A 26,005-nucleotide genomic window follows, 5' to 3' on the forward strand; every position below is an offset into this window, starting at 1 on the left:
ATTTTTTACAAAAACTATTATAATTATATTTTGAGGCAATCTAAACCTGACGATTCAATCACATCTAAATTTTAACCGTCCTTTCAATAATTTTTTACATATCCTTATTTTTATCACGAATAGATGATTATTTTTGTCAAAAAGTTTCAGATTATGCATACGTTTCAGTAAAAAATTAATTTTCAAACATAATGACTAAATATTAATTAATACAAAATCCATAAAGTATAAATTCAACTCAAACTTTTTTTGCTATCGCTCAAATCAATTTTTCACTAGTATTTCTTTAATTTATTACTGATATTAATAAGTTATCTATCTAATCCAAATTAAAATTTTTTCCAAAAAAAGATTACAAATTACACTAAACAAGGTATTTTTATGAGCTTATTTAGATCGTTTTTATATCAAATTAATTTCACAGAGTTATAACCTATCAACTATCTTTGTGATATTTATGTTTTGTTTAAATAAAAAACAATCTTAAAAATGGCATTTAAGACATCAGAAAATAATAGCTATAACATTTAAAAATGTTCTTAATATTGCCGAGTCCGTTTAATAAATAATTATCATAAGAATTCTATAATTTAAGGAATGAGCAATGACATTGTCAGCAGTAAAAGAATGGAAATTTCCAGTTATCATTAATAGTAAAAAAGAACCTCTCACTACCAATAACTATTATGCAGCATTAATGTCAACTTCAACAGGATTTTATCCAGTTACTGTTACTAATCTTATGCATATGGGTATTCACTTTGATAAAACAGTACTTAAAAAATTAGGTGATGAAAACGAACGACAGGTTCATTGTATTGCTGATGGTGAAGTAGTTGCTTATCGAATTAATGATTACTATCAAAAAACTAACTATGGGGATAGTATTGCCTTCTACTCAACGAGTTTTGTTTTGGTACGTCACTTACTCGAAATGGAGCGAGTTGAAGAAAAACCAGAATCAACAGAGCCTGATACAGAAAATAGTTCGACAACAGAAAAAACTGCTGAAGATAATTCTCCTGCATCTAAGGCAAATGACACTGCAACTTCTACTAATTCAACGACAGATAAAACTGATACTACATCAGAAAACACCCCCGACGAAGCTGAAGAAGAAAAACTACCACCGCATCAACTCTATTTTTATAGCCTTTATATGCATCTAGCCGATACTGCTTTTTATGATAAAAATTCTAAAACTCCAACACCTGCATTTTGGGAACAAGATATTTATCGTGTTCTAGCTGATCATAAGGAATTGAATACGGTAGAAGGTTTATGTATTCGCGATAAAGCGGACAATTCAAAAAATGACAGTATATTAGCGGTCTTACAAGTCGGCACTAAAGTGAATTTAAATCTCAATTTACATGACGAAAATCATAACTGGTATGCTGTTACAAGCTTAGCGGAAGGTTATTCCTCGATTCCGGAGTTAAAATCAATCAAACACACTCAAGGTGTGACTCAAACAGACATTTTAGGTTGGATTTTTATTGGTAAAGAGATGGCCTCGCTAGAATTTGAGATTTTAGAACTAAAGGCGCACGAAAAGCTTCTTTCTGGTCAGTCTGAAAAAATTAGCATACTAAAAAAAGAATTTAAGACTAATTGGGTTAAATCTAAAGGGTTAAGAGTCCGAAATGATAAAAAAATCTTATCAATGCTACCTGAAGGAACGCAAGTTAAAATATCGGGGAATAAAAAAGCAAAACATTTTGTTGAGTTAATTGAAGTGATTCGGGATGGTAAACCCACCATTCCTTTACCAAATGAAAAGACAAAAATTTGGTTTGACTGCCTTGAAAGAATTTCCCGAGGTAAAAATTACAATGAAGTGGTGGTATTAGATACACCTTTTCCAATAAAAGCAGGTGATTTGATTGGGCATATTGGGCATGACCATACCCCTAAGATATCACTTTCCCAGAACAGTACTGAAATAAAATGCGATACTAACTTGCATGTGGAATGCTTTACCTGTGATGACCTGCCTAATTTTATTGCACAAACTCGTGCAGAAGCCAGTCAACTACCAGAAAAAGATAAGACCTTATTAGGTATTTCTAAACAAGCTAAACTACTTAAATCACCGAAAGATGCAGACACAGACGTGGGGCAACATACTGAGATTAAAGTAATCAGTGAAGATATCAATGTCAAATGGTTACAAGTCGAAATCACTGTATCGACAACTAACAAAAAAACGGTATGGATTGAAAATAGTGAAGAGATATCAAAAAACATAAATGCAGAGGGTAATATCACTTTAGCGACTGATAAAAAAGCCTGGAGTGAATATCCATTACAGGCAAGCGAAGTAGCGAATAATAGTTCTATTATTGATACCCCATTATTACTTAATATTAATAATGGAGTATTTAAAACTTTGAGTCATCGGGCTGTTGATAAAGATGAAACATTATGGATTTTTATAGAGCATGCTCTTGATAAAAATAATGTTCCTATCCGCGGCTGGTTAGCCATAAATAGTGAAGGCGTAAAAAAAGTGAGTTGTTGGGATTGGTTTGATTTTAAGCTGATCGAAGAAAAGGCGACCACAAAAGAATTTTATTTAGATGTCAAAAAGTCCTCATCTAGAGACAATGCATCTCTTGAGGCCTATAAACCAACACTAAAAGAGACATTAACAATTTTAGATAGGCAATATCATTTAGACCAAAAAAAATATGCTAAGATAGATGCAAAAAGTTTCAATGGAATCAAAGATAAACCACAATTATCATCGGCACTTTCACGTTTACTGATTCAGAGCGAAAGTGAATGGTATAGTGAAATGGATGCACAAGGCAAAATGCCCAAATGGGATGCCTTAGACAATGAATTTAATGAAGATGCAAAAAATGTCTTTGATTATTTGAAAGAAGGATATAAAGCAAATCTTGATGCTTACATAAACACATTAAAGGAAAGCGAACAAAAAAATGTTAAAAATGGACTAATCAGTTTGAGAAATACTCTCAAAACCATTCCTGATCCGATATTAAATAACTTAAGCCAAAGAGAACATAATGCTTATATTCAACTAAAAATGTTAGAAAACATAGTTAAAAAATGGGATAAAGAAAAAGAGAAAATAAAGAAAATGTTATGGTGGGATGATGTTGCAAAAGGTTTAGCGAAACAAAACCAACAGAACCAATCAGAACAATCCAAAACGAACACTGAAAGTGATACTTCAAAAGATAACACATCCACCTCTACTAATGTCACGCTACCAGCTACTTTAAATCTTGATGGTCAGGCATGGTTTATGCACCCGATGATGTTAATTAACTATTTTAAAATTAAAACCAGCCCTTGGCATGAACCTTTAGAAAATCCACAACGGACTCATTATAATTCTGGTAGTAATGACAAACCTTGTAATGGGGCATTTGGATATGTTAGAAATAATGGTAAAAAGGCCCATGCAGGTTTAGATATATTTGCCCGTATTGGTACACCATGTTTTGCTTGTTTAGATGGTGAAATTGTTCAAGATGCGAGCGAAGGTACTTATGGCAATGTCATTGTATTAAAAGTCAAAGGTGATGATTTACGTGCATCAAAAAATAATTATACATTAGAGTTTTCGGGTGACGAGCAAAATGAAATAGTTCAAGCCGATAATTTTGATATTGATAGTGATTATTTTTATATTAGATATTGCCATGTGCATGATACTAAAAAAGTATCAGGAATAAAAGTTGGTTGCAAGGTTAAAGCAGGTGATCATATTGGATATACATCTGACACAGGTAATGCAAAAAACCTTCCAAATACACATTTGCATTTAGAAATCGCCATGAAAATTAACAATAACAAAACTGAGAATGAAACAAATACAGAAATAAGAAAATTAGGTTATAAAATAAATCCAGCTTTCTTTGTCAACCTAAATCCAATAGATGAAACAGATCAAGAAGACGCTGTAAAAAATGGTAATAAATATTATAAACAAAATTAAAGGTAATGATATGAATATTATAAAATCTATATTTATAATTATTTTTCTTCTCCCACAGGCGACTGAAGCAATCTATCAAGTCTACGCTGGAAATATAGAGGACAGAAAAGTTGAGTTTTATATCAGTGCTATATCGAAAAATGACTTTGATATAATTTATCTTGATAATAAAACAAAAACAATTAGTTATTTAGGTTTAGGTAGAAAAAGAGATGATGGTTACCATTTTAGATACAATATAAATGATAATTTGGATACAAAAGATTCAATAATTATTAAAAATTTTAATTTTAATGAAAATAAGAACAATCATGAGGATAACCACTTAGTAGGCTCATCGCAAATATTTGGTGATTTCAAGTTAGAAAAAAAATTCGAATATAATGTAAAGTGGGAAAATGGTGATGATAGAAATTGGAAAGACTCTAAACAATTATTTGATAATATTGAATTTAAAAATATCGAATTTTTACAAAGAAGCTCAACCAAAGATTTTTATTTTAAAGTCGTATTATCCAAAAAGAAAAAAGAAGATATTAAAATTACTGGTATCAATGTTTACAGTAAAAAAAGTGGGGAGCTATTACAAACCATAAAGAATTCAAAAGGGTATATTTTTTATACATTTCAGGCTATACGAATCGGTGATTTTGATTTTGATGGTAATAAAAATGATTTTTCTCTTAATAATAGTGAATCTTATGCCGTCAATGTCCCACAAATATATTACATCTATGATGATTCACAAAATAAATATATTGAAGCGAATTTAGAAGGATATTCGATTCAGTTTGATTCAGAAAATAAAATAGCAACCAGTACAAAAACATGTGGCGATGTAGTTATTTATTCATCTAATGTTTTATTAAAAAAATTATATTATTTTAATAATAAAGAAAAAAAATATACTTATATAGATAAGTATTGTGAATCAATTCCAGATGGTGTTAATTATTATTTAAGGCAATGCACCAAAAAAGAAAGACTGGATTGTGAAAAAGCTGTAGTAGAGGTTGGAGATGAGCCTTAAACAAAATATTTAACTTGTTTAAGGTAATTAAATTATTAAGAACTTCATTAAAATTGTGATTGTTCACTTTATTAGCTAAGTAAATACTTAAGAGATAAAAGAAAGATATGAACGAACTGCATAGCATTGGAGTAATAAAAAACATTCTAAACTGAAATCAGTTAATAAACTTTGTTCTGTTGATAAAAATAATCTTATATGGAATTGTTTAAATGGTAGAAATTGAAAATAATTCGTATAAAGTATTTTTTTAAAATAAATAAGCTAGATAACTATTTAACTAAAAAAGGATTAGTAAATACCTTAATCAAGGCAAATACAATAATGAAATTTAAATTAATATTAACTACCTTTTTGATGATTTTTTTGGAAATTCATATGCTGAAAAAGTAACATTTAATATCGATCATAATGTGGTTAACCGCGCAAAATTTGATACTGAAAACAAAAGAGATATTATTGAACTTTATCAAAATAATAAATTAATCACAAAAATTCCAAGTTTTGATGAGGATGGTGGAAATCGTGTCAAGAATATATTAACCCGCTATGATGAGAATAATATCCTTAGGGTAATTACTCGTTTCCCTGATCGAGGTCATTTTAAAATATATTATGATATAGGATTTAATAAAAATAGAAATTTATTTACGCTAAATAAAGTAAGTTTCGAATCACAAGTGTGGTCATCGGATACAGATGTTACCACTATTTATTGTTACCATCAAATCAATCAAGAGCTAAATGAGTTAATAAATGATGATGATTGGTTTCATAAAATACGGCCTACCTATTATGGATGGGAAGATGGTACAGTAAAAGGGAATTGTATTGTAAGCAATAAAGTAGTTGATTACGAAAATTCTTACAATATTATTATGAAATCCCACCTATTTGATAAACCCGATAAAAATAATATGACAAATATGTATTTGATCAAGGGAGATATCGTTGATTTAGTACGATCACAAAATAATTTTTATGAGATTAATTATACAACAAAAAAAAATAAGATAATTAAAAAATGGCTTCACTGTTCTGCTATTGATGCTTGTGTTTCTAATTAATAAAACAACATACACGGCACGAAAAAACATTTGAAACTAAAATTGACCTTGTTGCCAATCCTGAGTTGATTAAATAGAGTTGATGGTTGTTTAAAGGTAAAGATTGAATGAAAATTAATTGTATATTCAAAATATTTGTTATTTTATTGTTTCTATTTAACTTTAATTATTTATATGCATTACCTAAAGAAGGAAGTTGGACTGAAGAAATCTATACAGATAATAATGAAATACCCTATAGTATTTTCTCAATAGAGTTAAAATTTGAGGATAATGACAAAGTTAATGGAGAATTATGTTCAATTATCCAATATGGTAATAAAATTGATTGCCCTATTCTTTTTTCTTCTACCTTAATTGACAATAAAATTAAGGTTCATTTTGATAGTACTTTTGGCGGTATAAATAGTTTAGCGGTTATAACGATTCAAGGTAATAATTTAAGCTGGGATTTAATTAATGCTCCTGAAGGTGAACATTATCTTGTTAAAAAAGCATTATTACTTCCAGAAAAAAACTAATATTAGAAAAGTTTTAGAGTAAATCGCTAAGGAGATATTCACTTATTGTTGCGATTTTTTATTTCAAAAGAATTTACAACTTTTACAGTATTAATTGCTAACAAATTGGTTTAACAGTTATATAACATAGTACAAATTTAATATTGATATCGTAAATAACAGATTGTTTATTATAATTATTTTTAATGAAAACTATTGTTTAAGTTAAATAATAATCTATTGATTCTGTTTTATAAAATGGTTACCTATCCATCCGTGAGCTGACTAATCACCTCGATGTGGATAAATGCATTCTCGATAAATGGACATGAACGGGTATCAAATAAAATTAGCTATTTAAAACTAGTAATTTAACACTACCAGATGATAGTTATATCCCAAAATATTAAAATATTTTATAAGGAAGATTATAAGGATATTACATAATGAAAAGAATAATTTTTTTATCGCTCATTCCACTATTCTTGGTTAATAATGTTTTTGCCAATAATCAAAAGGAACACATTGATATTCGTGCAGCACGGTCAGCCGCTAATCATAGTGATCCTTTTTGTTACTCTTTACGCATTGATTATTATCCAAATGGTCAAATTAAAGAACAAGGTTGCCAAGGTCATTATAATGCGGCAGGTATTTCTGTAGGTAATTGGTATGAATATGATTTATTAGGTATGCCTGTACGTACGAATTATTATCATCCTGATGAGTTTGGCAAAGATTATAAGATTATTACAACTTATGATAAAAATGGTAAGGTATTAACTAAAAAAATATATAATTATGATGATTTATATGAAACAGAGGAAAAAGAACTTAATGAAATACCTCAATAAAAAATTTATTACAGCAGTAGGATTAACTTGCATTTTGTTGGTAATAAATCTTGCAAAGGCTGATATTGATAACGAAAATAATTTAATCATTAAAGCAGAAAATGGAGATAAGGTTGCTCAGTATCATTTAGCAAATTTGTTGTTATCGAAAAACGTTGATGAAGAATATAATGATCAAATTTTTTATTGGTATCAGCAATCAGCAGAACAAGGATATGTAGAAGCTGAATTTGCTTTATCTGTTATTTATTCAGAGCGCGGTGACTCTGAAAAATCGTTTATTTGGTTAGAAAAAGCCGCAAAACAAAATCATGCAAAAGCTCAATATGAATTAGGCATAAATTATCGATTTGGATTTGATGTTAAATCAGACAGTTCAAAAGCATTATATTTTTTAGAAAAATCGGCTCAACAAGATTATATACCTGCGCAAGTTGAATTAGGTAATTTATATTTAACAACTTTCGATTTGGGTTCAGATTTAGATAGCTACAAAAAAGGAGTTTATTGGTATGAAAAAGCAGCACAAAAGAATAATGCGTTTGCTCAACTTAACTTAGGTATTATTCAAATGGCTCAATCAAATTACCAGCAAGCATTATTGTGGCTTAATCAAGCTTGCAAAAATGATTTAACCGATGCTTGTCAACTGGCTTCTAAGATTAAGACAAAAAAAATACGCTCTTAAAATAGATAATTGTCTATTTGATTTTCGGATAAAGGTGAATATTTCTAGAGATTAATCCAAGTTGATAAAAAAATACTTATAAATAATCATTAACAATTTAAATTCCATTATTGAAGCCTTTATATACACAACAGTTGAAATGACATAGACTCCTGAATATTTTTCACAAAAAGTTATTTTATATTCAAATATCTATTTTCTAAAAACTCTTAACATATACTAATATAATCATTTAACACTATACAGTTAATCCCCATAAACAAAGTTGTTCTAATGCTGGACCAATTCGTTCGCCGAGTGGCGTTAATTTATATAATACTTTTAACGGAGGCTTATCGCCAAAAACTGTGCGAGTAATTAAACCATCATCTTCAAGTTTTTTTAGTTGAATACTTAAGGTCATATCGGTAATTTCAGGGATCACTATTTTTAGTTCGCTAAATCTTTTTTCTCCAGAAAGTAAATAGTAAAGTATTACACCTTTCCATTTTCCACCAACTAAATCCATCGCTAGACTGATAGGACAATAATACGTTTTATTTTTATAAATTTTTGAAAGTCTTTGTTTGTCTTGTTCCATTTAACTTACCTAACTATTTTTTTATAACTATCTAATTTGATAGATATTGCCATAACCTCATTAAGGAATAAACTAATTATAGTAACTCAAATTTTTATAGCATAAATTAAAAAGGAATTATCATGACATTAATCATTTTAGGTCATCCCAATATTGAACAATCTATTGCCAACAAAACCATCATAGAATCATTGCAAGAACATATTACTGATTTAGAAATTCGTAATATTCACCAGCTTTATCCAGATTACAAAATAAATGTACAAGAAGAACAAGCCGCTTTACTTAGACATGATCTTATCGTACTACAATACCCTATGTATTGGTTTAATATGCCAGCAATACTTAAATTATGGTTTGATGAGGTATTAACCTACCAATTTGCTTATGGCTCGCAGGGAGATAAATTAAAAGATAAAAAGTTATTACAAAGCTTAACAGTAGGACAAGTAGAGGAGAATTACCAAAAATATAGCTCTGAATTAATAAATAATTTACTTGAATCCGTTAAAGTTTCAGCACTCTACACACAAATGAAATATCTTCCTCCAATACTTTTATATGGTGTATCACCTGTTATTGAAGGAGAAAAAGCAACGATAAAAGCAAAAGCATCACAGCACAGTAAGCAATTAGCTCAATTAATTAAAAATTATAGTAAGTAGAGCAACAATAATGGGTTAATCATTTTTAATAGAGCATGACATTTTTAAATGTACTAACTACTCTTTTTTAAAACAGCATAGAAAAACCCATCACCACCTTGTGCGGTTGGTAAAAATTGTTTCATGTCACCCATGAGTTGAGCATTACTGTTTTCTTTTAAAAAACGCTCAATTTGAAATTTGTTTTCATCGGGTAGGATTGAACAGGTGGCATAAACTAAAGTGCCATCTGTTTTTAGATATGACCAAATATTAGTTAAAATAGCGTGTTGTAATTCGGTTAATTGCACAATATCGCTATCACGACGTAGCCACTTAATATCAGGATGACGACGAATCACGCCGGTTGCCGAGCATGGTGAATCAAGCAAAATTCGGTCAAACTGTCTGCCTGAGCACCATTTTTCAGGAGTAAGCCCATCACCTACTTTAACTTCTGCTACTTGTTTTAAGCGAGCCAGATTTTCTTCAATACGTTTGGCACGACTCGCATCAACATCTACCGCTAATAAATTCGCTTTCGGAGCAATTTCTAAAATATGAGTTGTTTTACCGCCTGGAGCGGCACACATATCCAAAATTTGCTCACCATTTTTTGGTGCTAGCAAATATGCAGCATATTGCGCGGATAGATCCTGTACGGTAACCGCTCCCTCAGCAAAATCAGGTAATTTCGTTACATTCACTGGCGACAATAACCTGATTGCACAAGGTAAATCAGCAAAAGCTTCTGACTCGATTTGCTGTTCAGCCAATAATTGTTGGTACTCACTGACAGAATAGTGATTAAGATTAACCCGTAACCACATTGGTGGTTTTTGATTATTTGCATTAATAATATTTTGCCATTGCTGTGGATAAGCTTGCTTAAGACGATTAAGTAACCAACTTGGGTGCAAGGTTTGGCTTATCTGTTGTTTGTTATCCTGTATAAATTTTTGCTGTAATGATGCCTGTTGGCGTAAAAATTCACGCAATACACCATTTACTAACCCTTTGAGCGCTGACTTTTTTAACTCATTTACTGCATTAACCGTTTCGCCTACTGCAGCATGCTCAGGTATTCGGGTATATAAAATTTGGTAAATGCCCACTAACAATAAATAGTGGAGAACTCGATTTTTGCCAGTAAGCACTTTACTCATCAAAGTATGAATATAAAAGTTAAGTTCCGGTAAAACTCGCATCACACCAAAACAGATCTCTTGAACTAAAGCGCGATCTTTTTCCGCTATTTTATGGCTCGATAATGTTAAGGTCGTACTAAGCGATTGCCCATCTTCAAGTACATTAAAAATCGCTTGCGCACAAATAGCTCGAATATTTGAGTGTAACTTTTTATTCATAACTAATAATGACCTTAACTTATCTACCTAAATGATTATAAAATTAATGATCCAACCCAACCCGCAATAAATAATGGAATATTAAAGTGGGTGAATGTTGGTATAACACTATCGCGGATATGATCATGCTGACCATCGCTATTTAAACCCGCTGATGTTGCTAAAATGGTATCGGAAGGCGGAGAACCCGCATCACCAATCGCTCCAGATGCACCGATCAAACACACGGTAGCAATAGGAGAAAAACCAAGTTGCACACAAAGCGGTACATAAATAGCGGCAATAATTGGTACAGTTGAAAACGAAGAGCCAATACCTAAGGTAATAACCAGTCCGACGAGCATCATCATAAATGAAGCAATAACTTTATTGCCCGCAAACAACTCAGCACTATTGATAACTAAAGGTTCAATTTCGTGAGTCTGTTTTAAAACTTCGGCAAAGCCTTGGGCTGAAATCATCACAAAACCAATCATTGCCATCATTTTGATGCCATCGGTAAATACGCCGTCTGCTTCACCCCATTTAATAGAGCCTGATACAATAAAGCAAATAAAACCAACTAATGCGCCTAAAATCATTGATCCAGTGTAAAGTTGAATCGTGAACGATAAAACAATCGCTAATAACGAAACAATAAGTGAACGCTTATTCACATTGTTTAGTGCGTCTAAATTGGTTTCTTCACGAATGATTTTATATTCTCTTGGTTTACGGTAACTGACAAAAATAGCCCATAATAAACCAAGAAACATACCAAATGCAGGGATCGCCATCGCATGCATGACATTAACATGACTGACATCCATACCTGATGAAATAATATTTTTTAATAATATTTGATTTAAAAAGATATTACCGAAACCAACGGGCAAGAACATATAAGGTGTAATAAGACCAAAGGTCATAATACAAGCAATCATCCTTCTATCTAATTGCAAACGCGACATTACATATAAAAGTGGCGGAATTAACAGAGGAATAAAAGCAATATGTATAGGAATAATGTTTTGTGATGAAATACTAACTAGTGCAATAATGATAATTAATAACCATTTAATACGCTTTTTGGCACTACTTGTTGTAAGCTGTTTTATCGCCTTGTCTGCTAATAATTCAGGTAAGCCTGATTTTGAGATCGCCACAGCAAAAGCGCCGAGCATAGCATATGAAAGCGCAATATTGGCACCATTACTAATACCAGTATTAAAAGCATCGATCGTTTCTTTCAAAGATAAATGACTAAATAATCCACCGACAAATGCACCAATAATTAAGCTGATTACCACATGAACACGGCAAAGAGACAAAATTAACATACAGATTACTGCAACCACAACTGCATTTATGGATGAGAACAAATCAAGCACTGTATTCATAAGAAGATTCTGGGTTAAGAAGCAAAGTTTAACATTTTAGGCTATAGATATGGAAAGTGCAATTGGTAGAGTAATTGATAGATTGTAAATAAAGTTAACGCAAAACATATTGATTTTTGAATAAATTTGCAACATTTCTAAAAATATTTTAATTAAAAATAAAATCAGTAGATTGTCTGATATTTGGGCATCATACCTTTTAATCTACTGATTTTTAATTTTTTGATATAGATCCCATTTTAATAAAAATTCCTTTTTTAACTTACTAAGTGAACATTATCACTTTAATTTAAACAATAATTATTTATACAAATATCATGACAAATCATGGTTAGGCTAATTTAAAAATTACATAGAATTTATATTTTATATGAATTAAATTTTTAATTAAGAAGAAAGATATGCCAAATATTAATACGAGTATTGAACAACTGAAAGAAGCGCACCACCATAATTGAGGCATGATAACCAATTCACTTAATTTTCATCATGGTGCAAACTCACCTAAAAAACTAAAAAAATCATTATTGATGATATATGCAACGTTACGATGACATAAAAAACTAAAAGATAGAAAGGAATGACTTTACCAAGCACGCAATTATCATTTAATAATGAAGTTTATAAAAATTGATCTTGTATCATTATTAAAAACATTATGTAAATAACTATTTAAATTGAATGTTGTAATGATGAATTATCCCTGTCAAAATCACTCATTAAACGCGCTATAATGTATATTGAAAATATTCGTGCATGACTTATACAAGCTATAGAAAAACCTTTATATTATAAAACTTGTGTAGCAATAAGGTTATTTTGGAGAATTTCAATGAGAGATAATATCGACGGTCATTTTTTATTAATCGGATTAATGGCCTACCCAATCCGCCACAGTTTATCGCCACAAATGCAAAATACAATTTATTCTAAATTGAATGTACCTTATGTATATTTAGCATTCGAAGTGGATCAAGAAAAATTACCCGACGCAATAAAAGGTTTACGAGCATTAGGACTGCGTGGAAGTGCCGTTTCGATGCCAAATAAGCAATTGGTTTGCCAATATTTAGATAAATTGACCCCAGCGGTCAAAATGAGTGGCGCTTGTAACACAATTTCAAATGACAATGGCGTGCTAACAGGTTACAACACCGATGGTATAGGCTATATGCGTATGCTCAAAGAGGCTGGCGTTGATGTTATTGGTAAAAAAATGACAATTATGGGAGCAGGCGGTGCGGCAACAGCGATTGTTGTACAAGCGGCATTAGATGGTGTAAAAGAGATTGCCATATTTAACCAAAAAGACGAGTGTTACCAAAAAATCGAAGCAGTAGCAAAAAAATTAAACCAAAATACTCAATGTAAAGTTTATGTAACAGATCTTGATGATAAAGAGCAATTACGTAAAGAAATTGCCGAAAGTGTCGTACTATGTAATGCTACTGGCGTAGGTATGAAACCATTAGAAGGCCAAAGTTTAATAACCGATCCAACGATGCTAAGGGCTGATCTTGTGGTAACTGATTGTATTTATAGTCCTCGAAAAACAAAATTACTTGAAATAGCAGAGCAACAAGGTTGTAAGGTACTCAATGGTATTGGCATGATGCTATGGCAAGGTGCTGCGCAAATTAAAATTTGGACTGGCGAAGAAGCTCCGATTGAATATGTAAAAGAAAAAATGAGATTTAATGATTAATGGATAATTAAACTTGTTTTTTTCGACCTAAATACCACTGCCATAATTAGTGGTAAAATTTATTCAATTAGTTTAATTAACATGATTTTTTACTAACAGGATATGAAATGAAAACCATTACTATTAAAGGACTTGAGATAGGTTTAGGCGCACCTAAAATTATCGTTCCTGTTGTCGGTAAAACCGAAGCAGAACTACTTGACGAAATAAAGTTTTTACAATCAATCGATTTTGATGTTTTAGAGTGGCGTGTTGATCACTTTACTCAAGTTGACGATATCAATGCTGTAAAACAGGTAGCAAAACAAATTCGAGAACTTTTACCTAATAAGCCGATTTTATTTACTTTCAGAACCGCAAACGAAGGTGGCGTGAAACCTTGGCCATTAGCCTCATATATAGAGTTAAATAAACAAATGGTGCATAGTGGTTTAATCGATCTTATTGATGTTGAGGTGTTTATTGGTGATGAATATGTAAAAGAGATGATTCATGTTGCTCATAAGCACAATGTTTTTATAGTAGCATCCAATCACGATTTTGACAAAACACCGCCTAAAAGCGATATCATTTACCGATTACGAAAGATGCAAGATTTAGGTGCAGACATTCCCAAAATTGCAGTCATGCCAAAAACAACAGATGATGTTTTAACATTACTTGCAGCAACAACCGAAATGAACGAAAACTACGCTGAAAAACCTATTATTACTATGTCGATGGCTGGTCTTGGCGCAATCAGTCGCGTGGCAGGAATAACCTTTGGATCTTCAATGACATTTGGTGCAGCTAAAAATCCATCAGCGCCAGGTCAATTAGATGTGAAAGAGTTACGTTATATTTTAGATGTCTTGTATCGAAGCAAAGCTTAATCAAAGTATATAATTCAATCTAACCAATAAAAAATATTATTTAAGTAAACATCATTAAAAATAGAATAAATTATCATATTTATAAGGTAAAGTGAGTTTGGCTTAAATAATGATTTATGTGTGGTTATATAGGTAGTTAAATTTAATATTGTTCAATGTTTTTCTGAAAATAGTACCGAATAAATTTGATTTGTAGAGTTGAGATTAATAACCACTTATAATAAGTTTATATTTCGTTAAAAATTATTTACGTTCAGTAAATCGCATAGCCTAAAGATCGTGCAAAATTGCTAACAATTAATTAGTAACGAGTATATACTTAAATTATCTCTTTATTAAAAAAACGTTTTAGTTTTATAAAATTAACAAATATTTCTGTTTAATTAATAAGTTTATAATTAAATTTATTCAAGTATATCAATAGTGTAAAATTCTGAGGTTTATTTTTTTATGTTTTCATGGTGGACTAAAGTCTATTTTTTGCTTATCCAAATCTTAGTCAAACTTTTTGTTAAAAGTAAACCGATTCCTACCGATCCAATAGAAGAACTGAATCTGGATTCAAGTAAACCTATTTTATATGTACTTCCTTATAACTCACAAATTGATTTGATGGTCGTTAGATCTCTTTGTTTAAAATATCATTTACCTGATCCGCTGACAGGGATTGAAATCAATGGAAAAATCGTACCTTCGTATATTTATATCGATAAAGGACCGGGTATTTTTGCCTCTTATCGGCAACAAACTAAAGCCATTGAGATTCTAAGAGATTATATTTCTGCACATCAGCAAAATCATGATCTGGATGTACAAATGTTACCTGTTTCGGTAATGTTTGGACGAAGACCAGATAAAGAAGGCAAAAAAATGCCATCACTACAAGTAGTAGGAGCAACGTATAAGTTATATAAAATAATTGTTTCTGGGCGTGACTGTTATACCCGTTTTTCTCGAACCGTTTCATTTAAAACGCTCCAACTTGATAATAACCAAGATATTTCAACATTAGCACACAAATTATCACGTGTTGCTCGAATTCATTTTGCTAAACAAAGAACGGCATCGGTTGGTCCAAAGTTACCTGTTCGCCAAGAAATGCTTAATAAATTATTAAATAATCAGAGCATTTCAGAGGCAATACTAGAAGAAGCAAAAAGTAAAAACATTAATCTTGATAAAGCTAAGAAAAATGCTTTAGCCATTTTAAATGAAATTGCGGCTAATTTTTCTTATCGTATGCTAAGAATAACCGATTTTATTCTGACTTGGGCATGGCATAGGCTTTACCAAGGATTAAAAGTCACTAATGCAGATCCGATTCGTGAATTAGCACAAAATGGGCACGAGATTGTTTATGTACCTTGCCATCGTAGTCATATGGATTATTTATTATTATCTTATGTTCTTTATCGTCAAGGATTAGTCCCACCACATATTGCCGCAGGTATTAATTTGAATTTCTGGCCTGCTGGCCCCATTTTTCGACGTTTAGGTGCTTTTTTTATTCGCCGTTCGTTTCGAGGAAATAAACTTTATACCGCGGTTTTTCGTGAATATTTAGCTGAACTCTTTGTTCGTGGTTATTCTGTTGAATATTTTATTGAAGGTGGTCGTTCTCGCACAGGACGGTTACTCGATCCTAAAACAGGCATGTTAACAATAACAGTGCAGACGTTATTACGTGGTGATGCTAGACCAATTACGGTTGTCCCTGTTTATATTGGTTATGAGCATGTTTTAGAAGTTGCCACCTATGCAAATGAACTACGTGGAGCTCAAAAACAAAAAGAGAGTTTATGGAGTACCATTAAAGCCTTTTTTAAACTAAAAAAATTAGGTTTTGGTTATGTTAATTTTGGACAACCAATCCCATTAAATCAATTTTTAAATCAACATATCCCTGATTGGCGCGAGGCAATTGAACCAACGGGTTCTCAACGCCCTAGCTGGTTAACCCCAACAACAAACTTACTTGCCAAACAGATAATGGAGCGCATTAACTCGTCGGCAGCAATTAATGCAATGAATTTATGTAGCTCAATATTATTAGCAGCAGATCAATGTGCATTAACAAAAGTTAGATTGATTGAACATATTGATTATTCGATAAAAATATTACAAAAAGTGCCCTATTCTGATTTAATTACTATCCCAGATCAAACTCCGGAACAGCTGTTTGAACATGCAAAGCAAATGGGAAAATTTATTATCACAACAGATGAAGTGGGTGAAATAGTTGGTCTCACCGCCGAACAAGCAATATTAATGACCTATTATCGTAATAATATCCAACATTTACTCATTATTCCTGCAATAGTAGCCAGAATATTGTTAAAACATAATAGAATCTCATTACAAGAAGTCATTGAACAAGTAAAATTACTTTTCCCATTGATAAAATCTGAATTATTTCTTTATCACAATGATGAACAGCTCACTGAGTACGTGGAAAATATAATTGCAACTTATGCTGAGCTACATTTAATCAGTTATTCAACTGATAAATTAACATTAAATTATTTAAAAATGTCGGGATTACAATTACTCGCTTCATCATCGAAAGATACATTACAGCGCTATGTAGTTGCATTCTCTTTATTACAAAAAGATCCTTCTATCAGTCGTGCTGCTTTGGAAAAAGAAGGTCGACTAATTGCTGAAAGATTATCTGTTTTACACGGTATCAATGCACCCGAATTTTTTGACAAAGGTGTATTTTCAATATTAGTCGCATCGCTACGTGAGCAAGGTTATTTAGATGATAAAGATGGCGCAAATCTACCAAAAATTGAAGCAATGAACAAAATTCTTAAACCTTTAATTACCGCTCGGGTCATGCAAACTATTGATGAAATCAATTCATTAAAAAAAGAGTAAAAAAGTATTTTATTTAGGAATATATAATTTTTATTATTTAATACACTATTAAATAAATATAATTAACTATTATGTATTCCTAAAATTTTCCACTCCAATATAAAATTTCTTTTTCTTATATTCACTGTATTAAGTATATGAACAAATTTATTTTTTGACAAACATCAAATTTCACCAATTACTATTTGTTTTTCCCTTTATTTCTGTTCAATAAACGATTATTATTAATATCAATAATTATAAGGATATTTATCGCCTCCAATACAATAAATTTAATAATGTAATGTCTGCTTTCTAAGGAGTCTATATGCTATTCAACCGTAGGCAGTTCTTTAAGATCTGTGCTGGTGGCATCGCAGGAACAACTGTCGCTACACTGGGTTTAGTGCCAAATGTAGCGCTTGCACAAACACGCCAATTTAAATTACTAAAATCAAAAGAAACCCGCAATAACTGTACGTATTGTTCTGTTGGATGTGGAATGTTGCTTTATAGCCGGGAAGATGGCGCCAAAAATGCCGAATCATCAATATTTCATGTAGAGGGTGATCCTGACCATCCTGTTAGTCGCGGCTCGCTTTGTCCAAAAGGTGCAGGAGTACTTGACTACATCAAAAGTGAACAGCGCGTTAAATATCCAGAATATCGTGCACCGGGCTCGGATAAATGGCAACGCATTAGTTGGGAAGATGCGATTGATCGTATTGCTCGTTTAATGAAAGAAGATCGTGACAAAAATTTTATTGAGAAAAATGAACAAGGTACAACTGTAAATCGTTGGACAACAACAGGCTGGCTTGTTACTTCCGCCGCTAGCAATGAAACAGGTTGGCTAGCATTTAAAGTAGCACGTTCATTAGGTATGTTAAGTCTTGAAACCCAAGCAAGAGTTTGTCATGGCCCATCAGTATCAAGCTTAGCAGCGACTTATGGACGAGGAGCAATGACCAACAATTGGAATGACATTAAAAATGCCAATGTTGTTATTGTCATGGGAGGGAACGCCGCAGAAGCTCATCCGGTTGGCTTTAAATGGGCGATTGAAGCGAAAATTACTAACGGCGCAGAATTGATTGCCATTGATCCACGTTTTCATCGAACCGCTTCTGTGGCTGATCATTATGTACCTATTCGTGCTGGATCGGATATTGCGTTTTTGCTCGGTATCATTAATTATCTAATTACACATAATGAAGTTAATTATGATTATTTAGTCACTCATAGTAACGCAAGTTTAATTATTCGTGATGATTTTAATTTTGATGCAAACAGTGGGCTTTTTAGTGGCTATAATGCAACAACCAAACAATATGATCAAACTAGTTGGGCATATCAAAAAGATGAAAATGGTTTTGCACTTCGTGATAAAACATTAAATCATCCTCGTTGTGTTTGGAATCTACTCAAACAACACGTAAGTCGCTATACACCTGAAATGGTTAATAAAGTAACTGGCAGTCCTATTGAAGGATTTTTACATGTTTGCCGATCCTTAGCGAGCACCAAAACGAATGACAGAGCTGCAACCTTTTTATATGCGTTAGGTTGGACGCAACATAGCTACGGTACGCAAATTATTCGTACAGCTGCGATGATCCAGCTAATTTTAGGTAATATTGGTGTAATGGGCGGTGGCATTAATGCCCTACGCGGACATTCGAATATTCAAGGCTTAACCGATGTTGGTTTATTATCCAATCGATTACCTGCCTATCTTGAACTACCTAAAGATTCTCAAGTTTCACTTCAACAATATTTAGATGAAAAAACACCAAAACCACTCGGTCCTAATGAAGTTAATTTCTGGGGGAATTATCCTAAATTTTTTGTCAGCTTCATGAAGGCAATGTATGGTGATAAATCCACTATTGATAATAATTGGGGATTTGATTGGTTACCGAAATGGGATAAAACTTATGATGTTTTGAGATTCAGCAAAATGATGCGCGATGGCCAAGCCAACGGCTTTATTTGTCAAGGTTTTAACCCGCTGGCTGCACTACCAGATAAAAATAGCATCCGTGAAGGATTATCTAAACTAAAATTTCTGGTTAACATTGATCCAATGCCAACAGAAACAGCGGAGTTTTGGAAAAATCACGGCGAATCAAATGATGTAGATCCAAGCAAAATTCAAACCGAAGTGTTTAGGCTACCTGCTAACTGTTTTGCTGAAGAAAATGGAACAATTGTTAATTCATCACGTTTATTACAATGGCACTGGGCAGCAGCAAGACCACCTTATGAAGCACTTTATGACCCAGAGATTATTGCTCGCATTTATTTAAGAATTAAAGAACTTTATGAAGAAGAAGGCGGTGCTTATCATGAACCAATTAATAATTTAACATGGAATTATCAAGATCCTGAAGGACCATCCGCCGAAGAGCTAGCAAAAGAGTGTAATGGCCGAGCACTGACAGATATGGCTGATGCTAATGGCAATATTATTCTTAAAAAAGGACAATTATTAAGAGGGTTCTCTCAATTAAAAGCAGACGGTACAACATCATCAGGGATTTGGATATTCTGCGGTTCTTGGACAGAGCAAGGCAACCTAATGGCTCGGCGCGATCCAAGCGATCCATCAGGTAAAGGAGTTCACGCGGGCTGGGCTTGGGCATGGCCAATGAATCGACGAGTACTTTATAATCGAGCCTCTGCTGATAAAAATGGTCAACCATGGGATCCTAAACGGGTCTTAGTAAAATGGAATGGTTCAAGTTGGGATGGTAATGACGTTGCCGATTTCACCGCAACATTATCGCCAAGTTCTGGTGCAGGAGCTTTCATTATGAATAATGATGGTTTAGGCGGACTATTTTGTTTGAATCGGTTGGTCGATGGGCCATTCCCAGAACATTATGAACCTTTTGAAACACCAATTACCAATAACCCATTACATCCTAACCAGATCAACAATCCTGTAGCTCGCGCATTTAAAGAAGACTTGGCTCGCTTAGGAGATGCCAGCCAATTTCCTTATGTCGGAACAACTTATAGTATAACAGAGCATTTCCATTTTTGGACGCAACATGCAAGGTTGGCTGCTATTTCACAACCCGAACAATTTATTGAGCTAAGTGAGAATTTAGCAAATAAAAAAGGAATAAAGCTTGGTGATACAGTTAAAGTAACATCATACCGTGGCTACATCAAAGCAAAAGCGGTTGTTACTAAGCGCCTTCCTACATTAACCGTTGATGGTAAAGAAGTTGAAACCATTGGAATTCCAATCGTATGGGGTTTTACTGGGCAGACAAAGAAAGGATTTTTAGTTAACGAATTAACCCCTCATTTAGGTGATGCTAATTCGCAAACTCCAGAATATAAATCTTTCTTAGTGAATATCGAAAAAGTAACTACAGCGGCATAAGTGAGGGAGAATTTAAAATATGTCATTACAAACTCAAGATATTATCCGCCGCTCAGCAACAAATGCTTTAACCCCAGCTCCTCGAGTTCGAGATTATCAGCAAGAAGTGGCAAAACTGATTGATGTGACAACCTGCATCGGCTGTAAAGCTTGCCAAGTTGCATGTAGCGAATGGAATGATCTACGTGCAGAAATCGGGCATACTGTTGGTGTCTACGATAACCCAGCAGACTTAGAACCTAAAGCTTGGACAGTAATGCGTTATTCGGAAGTCGAAGTAAACGGTAAATTTGAATGGCTGATTCGTAAAGATGGTTGTATGCACTGTTCTGATCCAGGTTGTCTAAAAGCCTGCCCATCAGAGGGTGCAATCATTCAATATGCAAATGGTATTGTAGATTTTCAATCAGAACACTGCATCGGCTGTGGGTATTGTATTGCCGGCTGTCCATTTAATATTCCACGAGTCAGTAAAGAAGATAATCACTCGTACAAATGTACATTATGTGTTGATCGTGTTTCAGTGGGACAAGAGCCTGCCTGTGTCAAAACTTGCCCAACGGGAGCAATTCATTTTGGTACAAAGCAAGATATGATTCGTCATGCAGAACATCGCATTGAGGATCTTAAAAAACGTGGTTTTGAACAGGCTGGTCTTTACGATCCTCAAGGTGTTGGCGGTACTCATGTAATGTATGTTTTACATCATGCAGATCAACCAGAACTTTATCATGGTTTACCAAAAGATCCTCACATTAGTGAAATTGTTAAATTCTGGAAAGGTGCATGGAAACCGTTATCCGCAGCTGCATTCATTGCAACATTTGGAGGCCTACTATTCCATTATATGGGTGTTGGTGCAATTGAAGTTGATGAAGAAGATATAGAGCATGAAAAAGAAGCTGATAAACAAGCTAGAAAACGTCTAGGATTACCAATTTTTGAACGTAAAAATAGCACTAGTTCAGCACAACAGGAGAATCGTCATGAATAAAAAAGACATGATATTAAGAACACCACTTATTGTTCGATTTTGTCATTGGTGCATGGTGTGTCTTTTTATTCTAACTGCACTATCGGGTTTATTTTTGTTTTTTCCTTCAATTAAACTGTTTGGTTTAGTACTTGGCACCCCTCAATTAGTTAGAGCATTGCACCCAATGATTGGCTGTGTTGTGTTCGTACTATTAATGTTTATGTTCTTGAAACTTGCACACCATAATATTCCAAATAAAGCAGATATTGTATGGATAAAGAACTTTAAGCATGTAATTATGGGTAAAGAAGAAGGTATTCCAATTGGTAAATACAATGTTGGTCAGAAGTTTTTATTCTGGTGTATTATGAGCTTAATATCTGTGTTATTTATCACTGGAATGATTATGTGGCGTAGGTATGTTTCTGACTATTTTCCAGTTCAAATTGTCCGTATCGCGATATTTTTCCATTCACTGGCTGCAATAGGATTAATTTTACTCGCTATTGGTCATGCTTATATGGCTCTTTGGGTTAAAGGATCAATTAAAGGCATGATAACAGGTTATGTATCACGAGCTTGGGCTCGTAAAAACCATTCTGCATGGTATGAAGAAGAAATGGCAAAAATATATCAAAAAGAACTTAATGCTAATACCGAAGCAGAAACAAAACAAACAACAAAAGTAGAGCATAAACCAGCATAACAATAACTCATTACATCAAATAAATGTTATCAGCTAATTTTTATTAACCGATAACATTTAATTATGGAAATTATAGATAACACGATAGTAAACGGTAATCAATAATGAGTATAAAAATTATCCCACAAGAGCAACTTGAACAACAAACAACAAACTCAGTTATTCGACAAATTCCACTACTCTTCTATCCATCGCCGAAGACACTGTACATTCATCGCGCGGAACGTTTAAAAGAGCTAGCAGCAAGTAGCCCATTTAGTGAATATCTGAAATTCTGTGCCACAATTGCTGAACTACAAGCCAATATTGTAAAACAAAAACCGGTAAATATAGATTTGCCGAATATCCTTGATGGTCAACATCCACCTTTAAGTATATATAACTTTACTTTACCCACTTTTTGGCAAACATATTTAAGTGACTTATTAAGTTCAGTTACAGCAACTACAGAGCAAATTAGGTTAGTAATAGAACAACTTAGCCAAAATAGTTCAGAACAACTACAAGTTAAAGCCAATCATCTAATTAAAGGCGAATTTAATTGCGTAGAGGGTAATGAAGCCATGTTTATCTGGTCCGCATTATCGATTTACTATAGCCAACTAGCAAGTCAAATCAAAGGCAAGGCAGTTGCAGAGAGCACCGATAAAAACTGGTTATGTCCAGTATGTAATAGTATGCCGGTTGCCAGTATTATCCAACTTGGAAGTAACAATGGGTTACGTTATTTACACTGTAGCTTATGCGAAAGTGAATGGTATGTACCTCGAATAAAATGTACTTGTTGTGATAATATGCAAGACATTCAATATTTTTCACTGGATAAAGAACTATCTGCAACGAAAACAGAATGTTGTGATGTTTGCCATAGCTATTTAAAAATTTTAGATCAAGATAAAGAGCCTCGTATAGAGGTTATTGCTGATGATATTGCTTCGTTAATCTTAGATATCAAAACAGAAGAGGAAGGATTTACTAAAAGTGGTATAAACCCTTTTATATTTGCACAATAAAAGAGCTAATTGACATTTTAGTTTTAAATTAAGTTTTATGAATATTATTTAATATCACAATTAATTTTGTTTGCTAATAAGATAGTTGATTAAAGATATTTATCATTTTTATAAAATAAACTTAACATTTTATATTAATAAGGTTAGAATCGAACTAATGTACTAGTTTATGAGTTTATTTTATGAAGCGCTTTATTTTTTTGACAATAATGTTATTCACGCCACTGTTTAGTTTCGCAGATATGATGAAACATGTAGCAATTACAGCAATTGTTGAACATCCCTCATTAGATCAAATCCGTGACGGTGTGAAAGATGAATTAACTGATAGTGGCTATAAGTTAAACGAAAACTTAACAGTACAATATAAAAGTGCGCAAGGAAGTAGCGCCACTGCAGCTCAAATTGCCAGACAATTTATTGCAGCGAAGCCTGATGTTATTGTCGCCATCGCAACACCTAGTGCACAAGCATCAGCAGCAGCAACCAAACAAATCCCTGTTGTATTTGCAGGAATTACCGACCCCGTTGCTGCAAAATTAATTAAAAACTGGCAACCAACAGGTACAAATATTACTGGAGTTTCAGATTATCAAGAAATTGTTCCTCAAATTGATTTTATGAAGAAAATTGTACCTAATGTTAAATCTGTAGGATATATTTATAGTCCAAGTGAGATTAACTCTACCGTGGTTCTAAAAAATCTGCAAACTCATTTAGCCAAACAAAACATTTCACTTATTGCTGTTCCCGCACAAAGAACTGCTGATATTTCAACTGCAGCCAATACTTTAAAAGGCAAAGTAGATTTAATCTATACAACAACAGATAATAACGTTGTTTCAGCTTATGAATCGCTAGTAAAATTTGCCAATGAAAATAAAATACCTCTTTTAGCATCGTTTCCTGATGCAATTGAACGAGGAGCTGTTGCCGCTTATGGAATGAGCTATTATGATGTTGGTCGCCAATCAGGTAAGCTCGTTGTTCGGATATTGAAAGGCGAAAAGCCAGGAAATATTGCCCCAGAACTTGGACAATCATTACGTCTTGTAATTAATGCTGATGCGGCAAAAAAACAAGGAGTGAATTTATCCACCGAAATTATTCAATCGGCTTACAAAATAATTGGCCAATAATTAAATAAAATTTTATTAAAAAATATCTAAAATAACTTTGCTCAAAGCTGTGAGCAAAGTGTAATATTGCATTATAATATCCCATTTATAACAAATCACCACCTTGGTGTAATGATATATTTACACCTGCTAGGTCTTTTTTATTCTGGAAAGCAATTCAATTTTGCTTTATAGTAACTTAGAATCTGGCTTGGTTGTAAAAAAAATAGTACAGGAGTATCCTATGCGTAATCACATTATAAAACTTTTTATGCTTCTCTGTTTACCGTTCGCTGCATTTTATTCTTACGCAGATACAAAAGCCGAACAAAAATTTGTAGCCATTACAGCAATTGTTGAACACCCAGCACTAGATAATGTACGCAAAGGTGTTGAAGATGAACTTAAAGATAATGGCTATATTGCTGGGGAAAATTTAAAACTTCAGTTTGCTAGTGCACAAGGTAGCAGTGCAAATGCAGCTCAAATAGCGAAACAATTTGTAGCAAATAAACCTGATGTAATTGTTGGTATCGCTACGCCCAGTTCACAAGCTTTAGTTGCAACAACAAAACTTATTCCTATTGTGTTTACCGCTGTTACTGATCCTGTGGCTGCAAAATTAACACCAAGTTGGGATGCTTCTAAAACTAATGTGACAGGCGTATCCGATGCCTTATCATTAGATTCTCAAATTGAGATGATGTTAAAAATTAAACCTGATGCTAAAAATATTGGTTATGTTTATAGTCCAAGTGAAATTAATTCAACGATTATATTAAAACAATTGCAAATCGAACTTGAAAAAAGAGGGATGAAAATTATCGCGGCTCCTGCACAACGAACCTCTGATATATCAACAGCTGCAAGAAGTTTAAAAGGTAAGGTTGATATGATTTATACTACTACCGATAATAATGTTGTTTCATCTTATGAAGCTTTAGCTAAAATTGCTAATGAAAGTAAAATTCCTCTTGTTGCATCAAATCCTGAGTCAGCCGAACGTGGTGCAATTGCAGCTTTAGGAATGAGTTATTATGATCTTGGTCGCCAAGCTGGTAAAATAGTTATTCGTATACTTAATGGCGAAAAACCGGGGGATATTCCACCACAAGTTGGTAATATTACTCAATTAACAATTAATAAAAAAGCTGCTGAACGCCAAGGTATTACTTTATCTGAAGATGTATTAAAATCAGCAGCCAAAATTGTTGAAAAATAATTGTAACTTTTGATAACTAAACCGCCATTTTGGCGGTTAATTTTTAGTGGATTTT

The 26,005-nt window shown here is 32.9% G+C and carries 19 protein-coding genes; 16 read left to right on the forward strand and 3 right to left on the reverse strand.

The window, feature by feature from the left end; translation table 11 throughout:
* Nucleotides 1–604: 604 nt before the first annotated feature.
* The 6 genes from GAPWK_RS12595 to GAPWK_RS12620 all read left to right on the forward strand — a co-directional run bounded on the left by GAPWK_RS12595 (nt 605) and on the right by GAPWK_RS12620 (nt 8,112).
* On the forward strand, nt 605–3,973 hold the full coding sequence (locus tag GAPWK_RS12595) for a M23 family metallopeptidase (RefSeq protein ID WP_025316577.1): 3,369 nt from the start codon (nt 605–607) through the stop codon (nt 3,971–3,973).
* 10 nt (nt 3,974–3,983) lie between these two features.
* Nucleotides 3,984–5,003 carry a hypothetical protein gene (locus GAPWK_RS12600; protein WP_146206953.1) on the forward strand — a complete coding sequence of 340 codons (1,020 nt, stop codon included), beginning with the start codon at nt 3,984–3,986 and terminating at the stop codon, nt 5,001–5,003.
* 413 nt (nt 5,004–5,416) lie between these two features.
* Complete coding sequence (locus GAPWK_RS12605) at nt 5,417–6,070, forward strand: hypothetical protein (RefSeq protein WP_025316579.1); 654 nt, start codon at nt 5,417–5,419, stop codon at nt 6,068–6,070.
* Nucleotides 6,071–6,177: 107 nt separating this feature from the next.
* Nucleotides 6,178–6,591 carry a hypothetical protein gene (locus GAPWK_RS12610; RefSeq protein ID WP_025316580.1) on the forward strand — a complete coding sequence of 138 codons (414 nt, stop codon included), beginning with the start codon at nt 6,178–6,180 and terminating at the stop codon, nt 6,589–6,591.
* 425 nt (nt 6,592–7,016) lie between these two features.
* Complete coding sequence (locus GAPWK_RS12615) at nt 7,017–7,424, forward strand: hypothetical protein (RefSeq protein WP_025316581.1); 408 nt, start codon at nt 7,017–7,019, stop codon at nt 7,422–7,424.
* Entirely contained in the window at nt 7,408–8,112 is a 705-nt protein-coding gene (locus tag GAPWK_RS12620; protein ID WP_025316582.1) for a tetratricopeptide repeat protein, read from the forward strand. The genes GAPWK_RS12615 and GAPWK_RS12620 overlap by 17 nt, the downstream gene beginning before the upstream one ends.
* A 238-nt stretch (nt 8,113–8,350) precedes the next feature.
* Here the strand turns inward: GAPWK_RS12620 and GAPWK_RS12625 are convergent, their stop codons facing one another.
* Nucleotides 8,351–8,692 (reverse strand): winged helix-turn-helix transcriptional regulator, encoded by a 342-nt coding sequence (locus GAPWK_RS12625; RefSeq protein ID WP_025316583.1) that lies wholly within the window; start codon nt 8,690–8,692, stop codon nt 8,351–8,353.
* Nucleotides 8,693–8,814: 122 nt separating this feature from the next.
* Between GAPWK_RS12625 and GAPWK_RS12630 the strand changes: the two genes are divergently transcribed.
* Nucleotides 8,815–9,357 carry an NAD(P)H-dependent oxidoreductase gene (locus GAPWK_RS12630; protein ID WP_025316584.1) on the forward strand — a complete coding sequence of 181 codons (543 nt, stop codon included), beginning with the start codon at nt 8,815–8,817 and terminating at the stop codon, nt 9,355–9,357.
* A 53-nt stretch (nt 9,358–9,410) separates the two neighbouring features.
* Here GAPWK_RS12630 and rsmB read toward each other — a convergent pair whose 3' ends face one another.
* Both rsmB and GAPWK_RS12640 read right to left on the reverse strand, forming a co-directional pair.
* Nucleotides 9,411–10,703: a 16S rRNA (cytosine(967)-C(5))-methyltransferase RsmB gene (gene rsmB, locus GAPWK_RS12635; RefSeq protein ID WP_025316585.1), complete on the reverse strand. Its 1,293-nt coding sequence runs from the start codon at nt 10,701–10,703 to the stop codon at nt 9,411–9,413.
* 35 nt (nt 10,704–10,738) lie between these two features.
* Nucleotides 10,739–12,082: a Na+/H+ antiporter family protein gene (locus GAPWK_RS12640; RefSeq protein ID WP_080692508.1), complete on the reverse strand. Its 1,344-nt coding sequence runs from the start codon at nt 12,080–12,082 to the stop codon at nt 10,739–10,741.
* 832 nt (nt 12,083–12,914) lie between these two features.
* Here GAPWK_RS12640 and GAPWK_RS12645 point away from each other — a divergent pair.
* From GAPWK_RS12645 to GAPWK_RS12685, 9 genes are all read left to right on the forward strand, one after another.
* Nucleotides 12,915–13,787 carry a shikimate dehydrogenase gene (locus GAPWK_RS12645; protein ID WP_025316587.1) on the forward strand — a complete coding sequence of 291 codons (873 nt, stop codon included), beginning with the start codon at nt 12,915–12,917 and terminating at the stop codon, nt 13,785–13,787.
* Nucleotides 13,788–13,894: 107 nt separating this feature from the next.
* Nucleotides 13,895–14,659 carry a type I 3-dehydroquinate dehydratase gene (gene aroD, locus GAPWK_RS12650; protein WP_025316588.1) on the forward strand — a complete coding sequence of 255 codons (765 nt, stop codon included), beginning with the start codon at nt 13,895–13,897 and terminating at the stop codon, nt 14,657–14,659.
* A 450-nt stretch (nt 14,660–15,109) separates the two neighbouring features.
* Entirely contained in the window at nt 15,110–17,539 is a 2,430-nt protein-coding gene (gene plsB, locus GAPWK_RS12655) for a glycerol-3-phosphate 1-O-acyltransferase PlsB (RefSeq protein WP_025316589.1), read from the forward strand.
* Between the two features lie 307 nt (nt 17,540–17,846).
* A complete protein-coding gene (gene fdnG, locus GAPWK_RS12660) occupies nt 17,847–20,915 on the forward strand; it encodes a formate dehydrogenase-N subunit alpha (RefSeq protein ID WP_080692509.1) in 3,069 nt (1,022 codons plus the stop codon).
* Nucleotides 20,916–20,934: 19 nt separating this feature from the next.
* Nucleotides 20,935–21,909: a formate dehydrogenase subunit beta gene (gene fdxH / locus GAPWK_RS12665; protein ID WP_025316591.1), complete on the forward strand. Its 975-nt coding sequence runs from the start codon at nt 20,935–20,937 to the stop codon at nt 21,907–21,909.
* A complete protein-coding gene (locus GAPWK_RS12670) occupies nt 21,902–22,597 on the forward strand; it encodes a formate dehydrogenase subunit gamma (RefSeq protein WP_025316592.1) in 696 nt (231 codons plus the stop codon). Before fdxH ends, GAPWK_RS12670 begins: the two co-directional genes overlap by 8 nt.
* Before the next feature lie 104 nt (nt 22,598–22,701).
* Nucleotides 22,702–23,610 carry a formate dehydrogenase accessory protein FdhE gene (fdhE, locus tag GAPWK_RS12675; RefSeq protein WP_025316593.1) on the forward strand — a complete coding sequence of 303 codons (909 nt, stop codon included), beginning with the start codon at nt 22,702–22,704 and terminating at the stop codon, nt 23,608–23,610.
* 182 nt (nt 23,611–23,792) lie between these two features.
* Nucleotides 23,793–24,749 carry an ABC transporter substrate-binding protein gene (locus tag GAPWK_RS12680; protein WP_025316594.1) on the forward strand — a complete coding sequence of 319 codons (957 nt, stop codon included), beginning with the start codon at nt 23,793–23,795 and terminating at the stop codon, nt 24,747–24,749.
* 223 nt (nt 24,750–24,972) lie between these two features.
* On the forward strand, nt 24,973–25,950 hold the full coding sequence (locus tag GAPWK_RS12685; protein WP_025316595.1) for an ABC transporter substrate-binding protein: 978 nt from the start codon (nt 24,973–24,975) through the stop codon (nt 25,948–25,950).
* Nucleotides 25,951–26,005 lie beyond the last annotated feature (55 nt).

The sequence above is a fragment of the Gilliamella apicola genome (assembly GCF_000599985.1).
GTDB classification, from domain to species: Bacteria; Pseudomonadota; Gammaproteobacteria; order Enterobacterales; family Orbaceae; genus Gilliamella; species Gilliamella apicola.